Below are 14,987 nucleotides of genomic sequence, written 5' to 3' on the forward strand. Positions count from 1 at the left end.
TCACACAACCTCCACACGGACCTCGACAGGAACACTGTTCCAGCCCCACTGGAAGCTGGACGGCGGGCGCGTAGCGCCCTCACTGATGATGCGCCAGTCCGGCACCCGTTTCAGCCATTCAGTCACCATGATCGCGATTTCGAGACGGGCGAGGTGCACACCGAGGCAGAAGTGCTGTCCGCGGCCGAACGCCAGCAGGCGCTCGATCCGGCGATCCCAGATGAACTCGTCGGGCTCGGGGTACTCGCGCTCGTCGCGACCGGCCGATGCGAGCAGCGTGACGACCCGCTGGCCCGGAATCATCGTCGTCCCGTGCATGGTGAACGGCTTGCGCAGGGTCCGGGCGAACCATTGTGCGGGCGCGCAGTAGCGGATCATCTCCTCTCGCGCGACGGGGACGTTTGCGTCGAGATCCGCACGTACGGCGGTCAACTGGTCTGGGCGGCGCCCCAGTTCCCAGAGGCCGTGCGCGACGATCTTCGGTACGGTCTCCGTGCCGCCGATGAAGACGCCGAGCATCTGCACGGCGGCCTCCGTGTCAGACAGCGCCGAACCGTCCGGCAGGCGGTAGCCGATGAGATTGTCGGCGATCGGCAACTCGGGACCGTCGCCGGCACGCCTGCGCTCGATGATCGGCACCAGGTACTCCAGGTAGCCGGGCCGCGCGTTGGCCACCTCCACCCCGCTGCCCGGCTGGGCCAGGCTTCCGGCGTTGACGGTCCCCAACACATCGGCTGCCAGATCGGTGGGGAGGCCGACCAATTCGCAGACCACCGATGCCGCGACGATGCCGCCGTAGTCCTGGGTCAGGTCGAAGGTGCCGCGCGGCAGCAATTCGTCGAGCCGCTCGTTGGCCAGGACGCGGATTCGGTCTGCCAGTGCTGCAACGGATTTTGGCCGGAACGGACCCGATGTGCAGCGGCGGACGGAATCGTAGATCGGCGCGTCGAAGTTCGCGTGGAACGGCAGCGGATGTAGCGGCGGATCGGGCACCGGGCCGTCGTTGCGCGTCGCCAGAACCGTTGCCGCGGGCAACGTTCCCTCCGAGGCGACGAACGTCCCGTCGTCGATCGCCAGCACCTGCCAGATGTCGTCGAAGCGCGACAGCGCGTAGGTGTCCCACTTGTCGACGTAGTACACGGGATACTCGTCGCGCAGGACGCGGTAGTACGGCAGCGGGTCGGCCATCACCGCGGGGTCGAACGGATCGTAGAAGAAGTTTTTCATCGGCTGCATCACTTGGAAATTCATTGCAGCGGCGACGGGGGCAGCGCCTGCAGAATCGAGTCCTCCCAACCGTCGCGCAGCGCGGGCGCGACGCTCATCCACGTGACGATCTCGGCGGGCGGGCTGTCCTTCCACGACGGGTAATGGTTCTCGAAGCAGTCCCAGTCGCCGTCCAACGCCCAGTAGTGGATGACCTCGTTGAATCTGAACGTTGTGATGAACGATCCGAGCCATCGCTTTCCGGTGGCTTCCGACCACGGCACGTAGAGGCGCTCGAGTTCGCGGATGTAGTCGTCCTGCCGTCCCGGCTTGGTCTGCATGATCTCCTGGATCACCAGACCAGCCGAGAATTTCGACTCCGTCAGCGCAGCGAGTGGCCTGTTGAACTTCCCGGCGTACATGATGCGGCCCTCACCGGACGCTCGGATCTCGGACAGGAACGTCCGCCAGGCCGCCGCCGCATCCGCATGGCTGCCGCCGGGCGCCTGCGCTTTACCGATGCGGGCGTAGTCGGCGAACGCGTCGATCTCCCAGATGATGGTCGCCTCGGGCCAATGACCGTTGTACGGCGTGGTCTCCCACATCGCGAAGAGGCGCGCGCCGAGCGCCTCCATCATGGGGTGGTAGACCTCGCTGAAGACCTCGGTGAAATGCTCGCTTCGGCCTTCACCCAGCGCAATCGTCTCGTGCAGATAAAGAAGCGTGTGGCCGTAGAACTTCTTCACACCCGCCACCTAGTTGACAGTCGCACCCTGCGAGCGTGACACTTGTGGCGTGATTTGTAAAGGTGCCGAAACGCTGACGACACTGACCAAAGGTTTCTGTTTCGGCGAGGGTCCCCGGTGGTTCGAGGGATTGCTGTGGTTCTCCGACATGCTGGGCGAGGCGGTGCACACCGTCAACCTGCGTGGCGACCTGACCACCCTCCCGCTGCCCGGCCATCACCCATCCGGATTGGGTTTTCGGCCCGACGGCACGCTGCTGATCGTGTCGGGTGAGCAGCGCCAGCTGCTGCGCTACGACGGGTACACCGTCGAGCCGGTCGCCGAACTGGCCGACCTCGTTCCCGCGGCCCTCGGCGACATGGTGATCGACGACGCGGGTCGCGCGTACGTCGGATCCCAGGCGCGGGAAGGTGGGGTGATCGTCCGGGTCGATCCCGACGGCTCGATCGCCGTTGTCGCCGAGAATCTCGACTTCCCCAACGGGATGGCGATCACGGAAGACCGCACGACGCTGATCGTGGCCGAGTCGACCGGGCGGCGGCTGACCGCGTTCACGATCGCAGCCGACGGATCACTGCGCGCCCGAAGGATATTCGCCGAAGGACTCGACGGCCCGCCGGACGGTATCTGTCTCGATGCCGAGGGCGGGGTGTGGGTGGCGATGACATTGGCCCACGCCTTCGAGCGGATCGAGGAGGGCGGCGCCATCACCGACCGGATTGAGATGGACGAACGCATCGCGATCGCCTGCACACTCGGGGGGCCGGAACGGCGCACACTGTTCCTGTTGTCCAGTACGGATGCCTATCCGCAGCGGCTGGTCGGGACCAAGGAGTCACGCGTCGACGCGGTGACCGTGGACATCCCGGGAGCCGGGCTGCCGTGAGCGATTGCTACTACGAGTTGGTCGATGTCGCCGACCCAGTCGGTGAGAAGTTTGCGGCGACCGATCTGGTCCGCAGCACGTGGACGGCCGAGATACAGCACGGCGCACCGGTTTCAGCGCTGTTGGCCCGCGCTTTGGAGAGATGCGCGGCCCGCGACGACACCCGGCTGAGCCGTGTGATGATCGACCTGCTGGGTGCTGTACCTGCCGAAGGGGATCTGTGGGTGCGATCCCGAATCGAGCGCTCCGGCAAGCAGATCGAGCTGGTCAGTGCCGAGATGCTGGCCCCCGGACGTGACGGCGAGCCTCGCGCGGTCGCACGCGCCAGCGGGTGGCGGCTGAAGACGATCGACACCGCGGACGTCGTTCGCACGTCTGCGCCACCGTTGCGGCCGCTCTCGGAGGCACGCAGCCGCGACATGAAGAAGGACTGGGACCGCAACTATGTGCACAGCCTCGATTGGCGGTGGTTGACCCGGCCGATGAGCGACGGGCCCGGCGAGTCCTGGATCCGCCCGGAGGTCGACCTCGTCAAGGGTGAGTCCATGACTGCGCTGGAGCGCCTGTTCGCCGTCGCCGACGACGCCAATGGCATCGGCACCAAGCTCGACATCCGGAAGTGGACGTTCATGAACACCGACCTGGTCGTGCATATACACCGGATTCCAGAGGGCGAGTGGATCGGAATCCGCGCCGACACCAACTATGGCCCCGACGGCATCGGCACGACGATCGGCACGCTGTTCGACGAGTCCGGGCCCGTCGGCGCGATTCAGGAGTCGGTGCTGGTCCGGCCGATGCCGGGTCGCTAGGTCATGCAGGCACCGGTCGGGATGGGTTCGGGCGACACCGCGTTGACGGCGTGCGGGTAGACCTGCTTGGTGGTGAGCACGAATCCGGTTTCCGGGTCGTCGACGGCGGCGCCGAAGTTCATGCCGAGCACGCGGCCGTCGTGATCGATCAGTGGTCCGCCGGAATCTCCCTGCCCCACTTTGCCTCTGATCGTGTAGACCTCACGCCGAACGGTGGTCGAGTTATAGATGTCCGGGCCGCTGAGCTCGACGACCTCGCGGATCCTTGCGGGGTAGGCGACAAACGGTCCCCCGTCGGGATATCCCAGCACCACGGCGTCTGCGCCCGTCATCGCAATGCCGTGGGCGAAGTCCAGCGGCGGCGCGGACAGGCCCGGCACATCCAGGATCGAGATGTCGGCGTTGGGATCGAAGGCCACGACGCTGGCATCGTGTTCTTGACCGTCGATGGAGACGACGAACTCGTCCGCGCCGGCCACCACGTGCGCATTGCTCATCACGCGGTTGGGCGAGATGACGAAGCCGCTTCCCGCCATGACCTTCTGGCACGCATGCGAGGTGCTCTCGACCTTGACGACGCTGTGCGCCGCGTGCGCGACGGCAGGGTTGCTCGCCAGCGACCCGTCCGGTGGCGAGACGCTGGGCACGGGCATCGGCGGTGATTCCACCGCCCGGCTGATCCTGTCGATCGTCTCGGTGAACGGACCGCATCCGCTCACCCCGATCGCCACGGCGACCAGCGCGACCACGGCGCGTATCGGCCTCACCGACGAAACGATAGACGTATGCGCGCGCGGTGTCCTCAGTCGGTCAGGCGCAGCGCCGCGACGGGGCATTGGGTCACGGCCTGCTGCATCCGGTCCCGGTCGGATTCGGGGCGATCGTTGTCGTGGATCACGACGACGCCGTCATCGGCCACCTCGAACACGTCCTCGGCGATGGATTCGCAGATGCCGTGGCCGGTGCACTTGTCCAGATCGACTTCCACCCGCATGGTGACTCCTAACGAACGAACGCAGGCAGGCGTTTGACGCCGTGGACGAAATTGCTGTAGAGCAGGTCGGGCTCACCGAACTCGACGGTGGTCAACCGGGTCAGCAACTCCCGGAACAGGTTTCGCAGCTCAGCCTTCGCCAGCTGGCTGCCGAGGCAGAAGTGTGGCCCGCCGCCGCCGAAGCCGAGATGCGGGTTGGGTGAACGCGATAGATCGAAAACTCCAGGATCGACGAAGGCCGCTCCGTCCCGGTTTGCCGAGCAGTAGAACAGTCCGACCTTGTCGCCCGCCTGTACCGGCGCTCCGTTGATCTCGGTGTCCTCGGTCACGAAACGGGCGAACTGCAGCACCGGTGAGGACCACCGGACGAATTCTTCGACAGCCGGACCGATCCGGCCGTCGAAGTCCGCCATCAGCCAGTCCCGTTGGGCGGGGTTCTCGGTCAGGGCCAGCATCGCGTGCGTCGTGGCCTGTTTGGTGGTGTCGTTGCCTGCCGACGCCAACAGGATCAGGAAGGCGCCGATCTCTTCGTCGGTCAGCCGGTGGCCGTCGACCTCGGCGTTGACGATTCCGGTCATCAGGTCGTCGCCGGGATTCTTGCGCCGGAACTGCGCCAGCTCGACACCCGTGTTCGACAGCAGAGTGATCTGCGCTATCGGGTCTTCCGCCCGCTCCTCGGCCGTCGCGTACTCGTCGTCGCTCATGCCGAACAGCTTCTCGGCGGCGTAGGCCACCTCCGGCTGGTCGGCGGTCGGCACACCGAGCATGTCCATGATCGTCAGCATCGGCAGCCGCGCAGAACAGGCGGCCACGAAGTCGACGTTCCCGGCGCCGACCAGTTCGTCGACGATCGCGACGGCGTTGCGGTGGATCTGCTCCTCGATCTGTCGGACGTTGCGCGGCGTGAACGCCGAGCTGATGAGCCTGCGGTACACGGTGTGCTGCGGCGGATCCATGCTCAGGAAGAACGAGGCAAAGCGCTGGATCTCGGCGGGCATCGGATTCAGCGCCACCCCCTGTGCCGACGTGAACAGCTCGGGATGCTGACTGACGAAGGCGATATCGGCGCGACGTGTCAACGCCCAGAAACCGGCCTCCTCCTCCATGGGAAACAACGAATCGAAGGGCCGGTGCCAGGTGAGGCCGTCGCCAGCACGAAGCTCGGCGAAAACTTCGTCGCGAGCGTCGAAGGGCCGACTCCAGAAGTCGTGCGAGGTGATGTCGAACCGGCTGTACTCACGAGCCTGCACAGGTGGGGCTGTCACAGATTTAGCGTGACACTTCGCCAAAAATTTGTAAAGCTATGGCGATGCAGGAATCGTGGGTCGAGGTCGACAGCTCGACGCGCCAACGAATTCTCGCCGCCACTGCGGAGGTGCTGGGTCGTAACGGGATGACCAAGCTCAGCCTGTCAGAGGTCGCCTCGCAGGCCGGGGTGTCGCGGCCCACGCTCTACCGATGGTTCGCCTCCAAGAAGGACCTACTCGAGGCGTTTGTGGTGTGGGAACGCCAATTCTACGAAACCGCGGTGGCCGAGGCGACCGCTGATCTGCCCGCGTGCGAGAAGCTCGACGCGGCACTGCAGGTGATCGTCGACTACCAGCAGTCCTACCCGGGCCTGCGCATGATCGACATCGAACCGGCACAGGTCATCAAACGGCTGTCGCGGGTGATACCGCTGATGCGGCAGCGGCTCGAGCGGCTCGCGTCGGGCCCCGATCCCGGCCTGGCCGTGTCGACGGCTGTGCGCGTGGCGATTTCGCACTACGTCGTACACAGCGACGACGACGCCGACTTCCTGAACCAGCTTCGGCATGCCGCCCGCGTCAAGCACCATGCCCCCGAGACCGGGTGAATGACTCTGCGGTCAAGGCCGGCGGTCCGCTAGTTCGGCGAGGATCTCGTCGGTGTGCTGCCCCAGTTGCGGTGCGGGCGAGCGCGGTTCCCACGGTGTGCCGTGGAAATCGGCGGGCGAGGCCACCATCGATATGCCGCCCTCGCCGTCAGGCACGTTCACGATGCCGCCCGAGGCGTGGAACTGCTCGTCGGCCATGACGTCCTCGAGCGAGTTGATCGGCGCCCAGAAGAAGTCCGGTTCGCCCGCAAAGATTTTCGCCCAATCCTCGAGCGGCTTGGTTGCGAAGATCTCATCGAGCTCGGCGATCAGCTGCCGCGAGTTGACGGCGCGGTTCAACGGCGTGTCATAGCGAGGGTCGGTCAGCCAGTCGCCCCGGCCGACGGCCCGGCACAGCGGCGGCCAGTGCCGACCCGCCTGCAGGCCCACGATCCAGAAGCGTCGTCCGTCACCGGCGGCGTAGTTGTTCATGCAGGGATTGCCCATCGACTCACGCTGGCCGATCGCGATGGGATTGCCCGTCATCAAGAACGTGTTGAGGTCGAAGCTGACGGTGTACGCGCCCTGCCGATACAACGACGTGCTGACCAGCTGCCCCCTGCCGGTGCGGCCGCGGGCCACGAGCGCCGCACACACCGCTGCCGCCAAGGTCATCCCCGCGGTGTGGTCCCCCATGCCGCCGCGCTGAAACGGCGGCGTGTCACCGGGCCGCGTCAGCAGATGCGCCAGGCCCGAGCGTGCCCAGAACGCGGCGACGTCGAAGGCGGCACGGTCGGCGTCTGGGCCGCGTTCGCCGTAGCCGGTGATCAGGCCGTACACCAGCGCTGGGTTGGCCGTAGCCACCGCCTCGAAGTCCAGCCCCACCCGCGCCAGCGCGGCCGGTCGGACGTTGGTCAGGAAAACATCTGCGCCGCTTAACAACTCACGTGCGGTCGCACCTCCGTCCTCGGTCGTGACATCGAGCACGATGCTGCGCTTGCCGCGGTTGTCCATTTCGAAGGGCGGACTCGAGCCGTCCTCGACGCCCAGCATTCGGCCGAACATCCGCGCCGGGTCGCCGTCCGGCGGCTCGATCTTGACGACGTCGGCGCCCCAATCCGCCAGGATCCCCCCGGCTGCTGGTCCCGCGACCCACACACCGAGTTCGACGACTCTGACGCCCGCCAACGGTCCGGCCATCGGATTCCTTTCCGGCACAACTTTACAAATCTTGGCAAATTTGTAAACTAGCGAGGTGAAGTCAGTTGCGCCGGTCGTCGGCCTCGCGTCGCATCTCGGGCGCGGTGTACAACGTATCGTCACCGACGCCGCCATCGGCCGTGTTCGGTCGCTCCCCCGCACGGTAGACGATCTCGACGCGGCTTACCTGTCATTTGTGATGGGGCGCAAGGTGACGTCGGTGTCGGTGGTCGGGGGCGACGCGGGGACGTCGTCGCGCGTTCGCATCGCACTCACCGGTGACGACGTCCCGGCTTCGGTGTTCGTCAAGATGGCCGCCGAAACGGCCGCGACCCGCCTCATGGGGGAGGTGGGCCGACTCGGCGAGACCGAGACCCGGTTCTATCGGGAGCTGTCACCGGAACTGAGCGGGCTGCCGAAGTCATACGGATCCGCGTTCGACGCCCTCACCGGACGTTACGTGCTTGTGCTGGAAGACCTCCCCGCGGACGAATGCGAGTTCCCGACCACGCTCGAGCCGGTCAGCACCGATCGTGCAGTCAAAATCGTCGACCTGCTCGCCCGGCTGCACGCGACGTTCTGGGACCGGATCCCCGACTGGGTGTACTCGGCGTCGAACGACAGCTCGTCGCTGATGGTCGGCGCGCTGCTGAAGCGGTCCGCCCGCCGAATCGCCGAGCGCACCGATATCGACGTCGCTCGGGGCCGGTTCATCGACGAGAATTACCGCGCCGTCGCGACCCTCCTGGACGCCACGCCGAACACGGTCATGCACGGCGACGCCCACCCGGGCAACGTCTACTTCCGCAACGGCGAGGCGGGCCTGCTGGACTGGCAGGCCGTGCGTCGCGGCCACCCGGGCCGCGAACTGTCCTACACGCTGATCACGAGCATGACCAGTGCCGACCGGCAGGCCAGCCAGCACGACATCCTCGACGGGTACCGCCATGCGCTGGCCGCCGCAGGCGGACCGGAACTCGACAGCGACGAACTGTGGCAGCGCTATCGGGAGGGTGCGCTGTACGCGTACACCGCCGCCCTCATCACCGCCGGGATGGGTGGCATGCAGGACGAGAACATCGCGTTGGAGGGTTTGCGGCGCGCGGTCACGGCACTCGACGATCTCGACACGGTCGCGGTCCTCGAGAAGTCGCTACACGTGACGAACTAAACTCATGGAACCCAAACGATTGAGGCACCGAAGGTGAACGATCCACTGCGCGATGCATCCGTAGCAGCCGAGGACTCCTCGACCCGACACCGAATCCTCGTCGCGACCGCTGAAGTACTCGCCCGCAGTGGACAAACCAAGCTCAGCCTCTCCGAAGTCGCCCTCCAGGCCGGCGTCTCCCGGCCGACTCTGTATCGCTGGTTCGCCTCCAAGCAGGAACTGCTCGATGCGTTCGGCATTTTCGAACGCGAGATGTTCGACAACGGGATCAGCAAGGCGACGGCGGGCCTGCGAGGCACCGAGAAACTCGATGCGGCGCTGCGATTCATCGTCGAGTACCAGCACTCCTACTCGGGTGTGCGCCTGGTCGACATCGAACCCGAAGTCGTGATCGGACAGCTGGGCCGGATTCTTCCGATCATGCGTACGCGCCTTGAGAAGCTGCTGAGCGGCCCGAACGGAGCGGTCAAGGCGGCCACCGCAATTCGTGTCGCGATCTCGCATTACATCGTGCGCAGCGACGACGACGACCAGTTTTTGGCGCAGCTTCGGCACGCGGCGGGGATCAAGCAGCCCGCCTGACTCGTCGGCGCCAATCCGGGGGTGACACTTCCGCAGAAGTTTGTAATGCTGAGCGTATGACCAGCGTGCAGGACGAAACGGGAGTACTGGCCGGCGACGAGCGGATGCTCATCGACGGCGAACTGCAACACACCAGCAGCGGCGCGACATTCGACGTCATCCATCCGGCCAGCGAAGAGGTCGCCGGCCAGGCAACCGACGGGACCGTCGCCGACATGGAACGCGCGGTCGGGGCGGCGCGGCGGGCCTTCGACCAGACCGACTGGTCGCGCGATCTGGACTTCCGCTATCACTGCCTCACCCAGCTGCACGAGGCATTCGAGCGAAACAAGGAACATCTGCGGCGGGTTCTGATCACCGAGGTCGGCTGTCCGGTGAAGGTGACCGGATCTCAGATCGAGAGTCCGATCGAGGAGGTCAAGCACTGGGCCGAGCACGGCAAGAACTTCGAGTACCTGGCCGACAACGGCGTGCACGAAACCCCGATGGGTCCTGCGCGACGCAAGATCCATTACGAACCCGTCGGAGTGGTCGGAGCGATCACCCCGTGGAACGTTCCGTTCTACCTCAACGTCGCCGAAACCATCCCCGCCCTGATGGCAGGCAACACGGTCGTCCTCAAACCCGCTCAGCTGACACCGTGGTCGGGTAGCGAGTACGGCCGCATCGTGGCCGAGGAGACCGACATCCCCGCGGGTGTGTTCAACGTCGTCGTCTCCAACGCCAACGAGGTGGGCGCCGCGCTCTCCGCCGATCCAAGGGTGGACATGATCACGTTCACCGGCTCCACCGCGACGGGGCGGGCCATCCTGGCCGCGGGTGCGCCGACGGTCAAGAAGACGCTGCTGGAACTCGGCGGCAAGTCTGCCCATATCGTGCTCGACGACGCCGACTTCAACATGGCGCTGCCGATGGCGGCGCTGATGGCGTGCGTGATGTCCGGGCAGAGCTGCATCCTGCCCAGTCGGATCCTGTTGCCGCGCAGTCGCTATGACGAAGGCATCGAGATCATGAAGAACATGATGGAGAATTTTCCGGTCGGCGACCCGTGGGATCCGAACAACATGCAGGGCCCGCAGATCAGCGAGGGGCAGCGCCAGAAGGTACTCGGGTTGATCAAGTCCGGTATCGACTCGGGCGCCCGGCTGGTCACCGGCGGCGGCATCCCAGAGAATCTGCCGACCGGCTATTACGTCCAGCCGACACTGCTGGCCGACGTCGACCCGGATTCCCAAGTGGCGCAGGAGGAGATCTTCGGGCCGGTGTTGTCGGTCATTCCCTATGAGGGTGACGCGGAGGCCATCGCGATCGCCAACAACTCGATCTACGGACTCTCCGGTGAGGTCAGCGGCGGCGATCTGGACCGCGCACTCGAGGTGGCCAAGCGGATGCGGACCGGCAACGTCACCATCAACGGCAAGAGCCACTTCGGCATCAACAGTCCGTTCGGCGGGACCAAACAAAGCGGTCTTGGCTACCGCAACGGCGAAGAGGGATACAAGGAGTATCTGGAGGCCAAGACGATCGGTATGCCCGAATGAGCGTTGAGGGCGACACGGCCGAAATCGCCCGGCTGCTCTACCGTTACGCCCGCGCCGTCGACACCAAGGACTGGGAGCTGTATCGGTCCGTCTTCACCGACGACGCGCATATCGACTACTCGTCGGCGGGTGCGATCGTGGGCAGCCGCGATGACGTGGTGGACTGGTTCGCGGCGAACTTCGGCGTGATCGCGTGGAGCATGCACTACATCACGAACATCGAAAGTGACATCGACGGCGATACCGCGACAGTGCGGGCGATGTTCTACAACCCCATGCAGCTACCCGGCATGGCGGAGATGAGTTCGTGCGGCGGCTATTACCATCACGAGCTGGTGCGGACGTCCGACGGCTGGCGCAGTCGTCAGCTCCGCGAGGAGAACGTCTGGTTCGCCAATGCTCCAGGCGCACCCGGTTCGTGAGACCCGAGTTTTGCAGAAGAAGTTCGAGTGAGCGTCTACAAAACTCGGACCTCGGCGTGAGACAAGGTCAGCCGGATCAGCCTTCGGCGGCCAATTGACCGCAGGCGGCGGCGATTTCGCGGCCGCGGGTGTCGCGCACGGTGCATGACACTCCGCGCGCCCGCACGCGCTTGACGAACTCGCGTTCGGCAGGTTTGGGGCTTGCGTCCCACTCGCTGCCCGGCGTCGGATTCAGCGGAATGAGGTTGACGTGCGCCAACGGTCCCAGCGCACCGTGCAGCAGCTTGCCCAAGAGATCCGCCCGCCATGGCTGGTCGTTGACGTCGCGGATGAGCGCGTACTCGATCGACACCCGCCGACCCGTCGTGTTCGCGTAATACCTTGCCGCATCGAGCACTTCGGCGACCTTCCAGCGATTGTTCACCGGTACCAGCGTGTCGCGCAGCTCGTCGTCGGGCGCGTGCAGCGACAGCGCCAGCGTCACGCCGAGGTGCTCGTCGGCCAGTTTGCGGATCGCCGGCGCGAGCCCGACCGTCGACACCGTGACCGAGCGAGCCGAGATGCCGAAACCATTGGGCGGCGCCGCGGTGATGCGACGTACGGCGGCGAGGACGCGGTTGTAGTTGGCCAGCGGCTCGCCCATCCCCATGAACACGATGTTGGACAGGCGGCCCCCGCGCGCAGCAGGCGCAATCCCCTCGCCGTCGCGGTCACGTAGTTCGACCGCCGCCGCCCGCACCTGCTCCAGGATCTCCGCGGTCGACAGGTTGCGCTGCAACCCGCCTTGGCCCGTCGCGCAGAACGGGCACGCCATGCCGCACCCGGCCTGCGACGAGATGCAGACCGTGTTGCGCTGCGGATAGCGCATCAACACCGACTCGAAGGTCGAGCCGTCGACCGCACGCCACAGCATCTTGCGGGTCTCACCCGCGTCGCATTCGATCTCGCGCACGGCATCGAGCAGCTTCGGGAACAGCGCGTCCGCGATCTGTTCACGAAGCGCCGCGGGCAGATCGGTCATCTGGTGCGGGTCGGCGGTGAGCCGTCCGTAGTAGTGATTGGCCAGCTGTTTACCCCGGAATGCGGGCAGCCCCAGGTCGGCGACGGCGGCCGCGCGGCCGTCGTCGTCGAGGTCGGCGAGGTGACGCGGCGGCATCGCGCGTCGCGGGGGGTCGAAAACGAGAGGTAGGGAAATGGCCATGAGCTCCTGCCAGTATCTCATTGCCGAGCACCCGAAATTAATTCGCGAACTTCTGCGTTGGCCGCAACTATGGGTCATATGCCCACCAGGACCATGCCGCTTGGCCCGGCGTCGGCTCTGACGTTCTTTTACGCATTGGGCTATCCGGTTGGTGCGCTTGCCGTTTCGGTGATGTCGCCGATGGCTGTGCTGGTGTTCCGGTTCAGTCTGGCCGCGGCGATCCTCGCCACCTGGGCCAGATTTGCCCGGGTGAATTGGCCCACAGGACGGACGCTGATACACGTCCTGATCAGTGGTCTGCTCGCCCAGGGCCTCCTGTTCACCTGCCTGTACGTGGCGCTGATGCACGGTGCACCCGCAGTGCTCGGCGCAGTGATCATCTCGATGAACCCGGTGGTGACGGCGGTACTGGCCGCGATGTTCCTCGGCGAGGCGCTCACCCGGACGCGGACAGTGGCGTTGGCGCTGGGGGTTGCGGCCGTGCTCGCGTCCTGCGCGGGGCGGCTGATCGCGGTCGGCGGGGTCGATCCTGCGGTCCTGCTGATCCTCGTCTCGCTGTTCAGCGTGGCAGCCGGCGGCGTCTACCAGCAGAAATTCTGTTCCGACGTGGACTTCCGGGCGACAGCGGCGCTGCAGAACGCCGCCTGCGTCCTGCCCGTCGTCGCCCTGGCCGCGGTGATGCCGTGGACGGCGACCGATCCGTGGAAGGCGGCAGGCGCCGTCGCGGCCGTGGTGCTGCTGAACGCGGTGCTGTCCATGACGCTCTACGTCCGAGGCATCAACGAATACGGCGCGGCCGCGGTGGCGATGCTGTTCGCCGTGATTCCCGCGGTGGCCGGTGTTCTGTCGTGGGTGATGCTCGGTCAGCGTCCCGACATCGGGATCGCCGTCGGCCTTGTCGTCGGTGCGGTCGCCTGTTCCCTCAACGCCAGGGCTCTACGCCAGCAGCGTCAGGACGATCCATCCGGCGACCGCCGAGGGCAGCATCGCGTCGATCCTGTCCATGATTCCCCCGTGGCCGGGCAATAGCTTGCCCATGTCCTTGATGCCGAGATCGCGCTTGACCTGCGACTCGACCAGGTCGCCGAGCACGCCAGTGATGACCAGCAGCAGACCCAGCGGAATCCCGACCCACCACGCTTTGTCGAGCAGGAACACCACCGCCAGGACGGATGCGGTGATGCCGAACACCAACGAGCCGCCCAGCCCCTCCCAGGACTTCTTCGGGCTGATCGCGGGCGCCATCAGATGCTTGCCGAACAACACGCCCGCGGTGTAGCCGCCGATGTCGGCGAACACGACGGTCAGGATCACCACGAACGTCCTGATGCCGCCGTCTTCCTGGAAGATCAGCAACGCACTGAAGCCGGCGAACAGTGGCACCCACGTCGCCAGCAGGATCGTCGCCGACATGTCGCGCAGGTAGTTCTCCGGCTGCTCGTTGAGCCCACGCCCGACCAGCCGCCACACCATGCACACCACGATCGTTCCGGCGTACGCACCCAGCAGCCCGGCGGTCCCTAACGGCCACGTCAGCCAGATCATCGCCAGGCCACCGACGAGCAGCGGGATCGCGGGCAGCGAATAGCCCGCCTCCCCGAGCCGGCGGATGACCTCGTGCATGCCGATCGGGATCGCCACCGACAGCACCGGCAGCCACCCGATGGGCGCGAACAACAAGACGCCGATCGCGATCGCGCCGAGAAGCACACCGACCGCGATGGCGGCAGGCAGGTCGCGGCCGGCCCGGGACTTCTTCTTGGGTGGCCCTTCGACCGGCGTTTCTGCCACGGGAGTCATGTGCTGGTCGGTCACTAGACCTCCAGCAACTCGCCTTCTTTGTGCTTGACCAGTCCGTCGATCTGGTTCGTGTAGGTGTGGGTGACCTTGTCGAGGTCCTTCTCGGCCCGGCTCACCTCGTCCTCGCCCGCCTCGCCGTCCTTCTTGATGCGGTGCAGCTCCTCCATGGCCTTGCGACGGATGTTGCGCACCGAAACCCGGGCGTCCTCCCCCTTGGCCTTGGCCTGCTTGACGAGGTCACGACGACGCTCCTCGGTGAGCTGCGGAATGGACACCCGAATGACATTGCCGTCGTTGGTCGGATTCACACCCAGATCCGAGTTGCGAATCGCGTCCTCGATGTTGCGCAGCTGGTTGGACTCGTACGGCTTGATCACGACGAGACGCGGCTCGGGGACGTTGATGCTCGACAGCTGCGTGATCGGCGTCTGTGAGCCGTAGTAGTCCATGTTGACGCGGGAAAACATGCCGGGATTGGCGCGCCCGGTCCGGATCGACGACAGGTCGTCGCGCGCCACCGCCACCGCCTTCTCCATCTTCTCTTCGGCGTCGAAGAGGGTTTCCTCGATCACGTTGCTCTCCTCATGACGCG

Annotated in this window: 17 protein-coding genes; 8 read left to right on the forward strand and 9 right to left on the reverse strand. The window is 65.8% G+C overall.

Annotation, left to right across the window (positions count from 1 at the left end; all coding sequences use genetic code 11):
- Together G6N36_RS08395 and G6N36_RS08400 are read right to left on the reverse strand one after the other, a co-directional pair.
- On the reverse strand, positions 1-1,236 hold the full coding sequence (locus G6N36_RS08395; protein ID WP_163686108.1) for a cytochrome P450: 1,236 nt from the start codon (positions 1,234-1,236) through the stop codon (positions 1-3).
- Positions 1,237-1,247: 11 nt separating this feature from the next.
- Positions 1,248-1,952, reverse strand: a complete 705-nt coding sequence (locus tag G6N36_RS08400; RefSeq protein ID WP_163686109.1) for an NIPSNAP family protein — start codon at positions 1,950-1,952, stop codon at positions 1,248-1,250.
- 49 nt (positions 1,953-2,001) lie between these two features.
- Here G6N36_RS08400 and G6N36_RS08405 point away from each other — a divergent pair, with 49 nt between their 5' ends.
- Both G6N36_RS08405 and G6N36_RS08410 read left to right on the forward strand, forming a co-directional pair.
- Positions 2,002-2,838, forward strand: a complete 837-nt coding sequence (locus tag G6N36_RS08405; RefSeq protein ID WP_179964744.1) for an SMP-30/gluconolactonase/LRE family protein — start codon at positions 2,002-2,004, stop codon at positions 2,836-2,838.
- Positions 2,835-3,650, forward strand: coding sequence for a thioesterase family protein (locus G6N36_RS08410; RefSeq protein ID WP_163686110.1), 816 nt, complete (start codon positions 2,835-2,837; stop codon positions 3,648-3,650). Before G6N36_RS08405 ends, G6N36_RS08410 begins: the two co-directional genes overlap by 4 nt.
- Here the strand turns inward: G6N36_RS08410 and G6N36_RS08415 are convergent.
- From G6N36_RS08415 to G6N36_RS08425, 3 genes are read right to left on the reverse strand one after another with little or no spacing between them, the layout of a single operon-like run.
- A complete protein-coding gene (locus tag G6N36_RS08415) occupies positions 3,647-4,417 on the reverse strand; it encodes a MarP family serine protease (RefSeq protein WP_264001227.1) in 771 nt (256 codons plus the stop codon). The two genes, G6N36_RS08410 and G6N36_RS08415, sit on opposite strands and share 4 nt — an antisense overlap.
- A gap of 35 nt (positions 4,418-4,452) precedes the next feature.
- Positions 4,453-4,644, reverse strand: a complete 192-nt coding sequence (locus tag G6N36_RS08420; protein WP_163686112.1) for a ferredoxin — start codon at positions 4,642-4,644, stop codon at positions 4,453-4,455.
- 8 nt (positions 4,645-4,652) lie between these two features.
- Positions 4,653-5,909, reverse strand: coding sequence for a cytochrome P450 (locus tag G6N36_RS08425; RefSeq protein WP_163686113.1), 1,257 nt, complete (start codon positions 5,907-5,909; stop codon positions 4,653-4,655).
- 44 nt (positions 5,910-5,953) lie between these two features.
- Between G6N36_RS08425 and G6N36_RS08430 the strand changes: the two genes are divergently transcribed.
- Positions 5,954-6,499 carry a TetR/AcrR family transcriptional regulator gene (locus tag G6N36_RS08430; protein ID WP_163686114.1) on the forward strand — a complete coding sequence of 182 codons (546 nt, stop codon included), beginning with the start codon at positions 5,954-5,956 and terminating at the stop codon, positions 6,497-6,499.
- A 12-nt stretch (positions 6,500-6,511) separates the two neighbouring features.
- On the opposite strand, the gene G6N36_RS08435 is transcribed toward G6N36_RS08430, so the two are convergent.
- A complete protein-coding gene (locus G6N36_RS08435; protein ID WP_163686115.1) occupies positions 6,512-7,678 on the reverse strand; it encodes a CaiB/BaiF CoA transferase family protein in 1,167 nt (388 codons plus the stop codon).
- Between the two features lie 55 nt (positions 7,679-7,733).
- On the opposite strand from G6N36_RS08435, the gene G6N36_RS08440 reads away from it, so the two are divergent.
- From G6N36_RS08440 to G6N36_RS08455, 4 genes are read left to right on the forward strand one after another with little or no spacing between them, the layout of a single operon-like run.
- Complete coding sequence (locus G6N36_RS08440; protein WP_163686116.1) at positions 7,734-8,849, forward strand: phosphotransferase; 1,116 nt, start codon at positions 7,734-7,736, stop codon at positions 8,847-8,849.
- A 33-nt stretch (positions 8,850-8,882) separates the two neighbouring features.
- Positions 8,883-9,431 carry a TetR/AcrR family transcriptional regulator gene (locus G6N36_RS08445; RefSeq protein ID WP_163686117.1) on the forward strand — a complete coding sequence of 183 codons (549 nt, stop codon included), beginning with the start codon at positions 8,883-8,885 and terminating at the stop codon, positions 9,429-9,431.
- Positions 9,432-9,487: 56 nt separating this feature from the next.
- On the forward strand, positions 9,488-10,972 hold the full coding sequence (locus G6N36_RS08450) for an aldehyde dehydrogenase family protein (protein WP_163686118.1): 1,485 nt from the start codon (positions 9,488-9,490) through the stop codon (positions 10,970-10,972).
- On the forward strand, positions 10,969-11,394 hold the full coding sequence (locus G6N36_RS08455; protein WP_163686119.1) for a nuclear transport factor 2 family protein: 426 nt from the start codon (positions 10,969-10,971) through the stop codon (positions 11,392-11,394). The genes G6N36_RS08450 and G6N36_RS08455 overlap by 4 nt, the downstream gene beginning before the upstream one ends.
- A 76-nt stretch (positions 11,395-11,470) precedes the next feature.
- Here G6N36_RS08455 and rlmN read toward each other — a convergent pair whose 3' ends face one another.
- The gene (rlmN, locus tag G6N36_RS08460; RefSeq protein ID WP_163690550.1) at positions 11,471-12,595 is read right to left on the reverse strand and encodes a dual-specificity RNA methyltransferase RlmN; all 1,125 of its coding nucleotides are present in this window, start codon (positions 12,593-12,595) and stop codon (positions 11,471-11,473) included.
- A 93-nt stretch (positions 12,596-12,688) separates the two neighbouring features.
- Here rlmN and G6N36_RS08465 point away from each other — a divergent pair, with 93 nt between their 5' ends.
- Entirely contained in the window at positions 12,689-13,624 is a 936-nt protein-coding gene (locus tag G6N36_RS08465) for a DMT family transporter (RefSeq protein WP_163690551.1), read from the forward strand.
- Here the strand turns inward: G6N36_RS08465 and G6N36_RS08470 are convergent.
- A complete protein-coding gene (locus G6N36_RS08470) occupies positions 13,532-14,410 on the reverse strand; it encodes a phosphatidate cytidylyltransferase (protein ID WP_163686120.1) in 879 nt (292 codons plus the stop codon). The two genes, G6N36_RS08465 and G6N36_RS08470, sit on opposite strands and share 93 nt — an antisense overlap.
- Complete coding sequence (gene frr, locus G6N36_RS08475; protein ID WP_163686121.1) at positions 14,410-14,967, reverse strand: ribosome recycling factor; 558 nt, start codon at positions 14,965-14,967, stop codon at positions 14,410-14,412. Before frr ends, G6N36_RS08470 begins: the two co-directional genes overlap by 1 nt.
- Positions 14,968-14,987: the final 20 nt, after the last annotated feature.

Source organism: Mycolicibacterium gadium (assembly GCF_010728925.1).
Taxonomy (GTDB): Bacteria; Actinomycetota; Actinomycetes; order Mycobacteriales; family Mycobacteriaceae; genus Mycobacterium; species Mycobacterium gadium.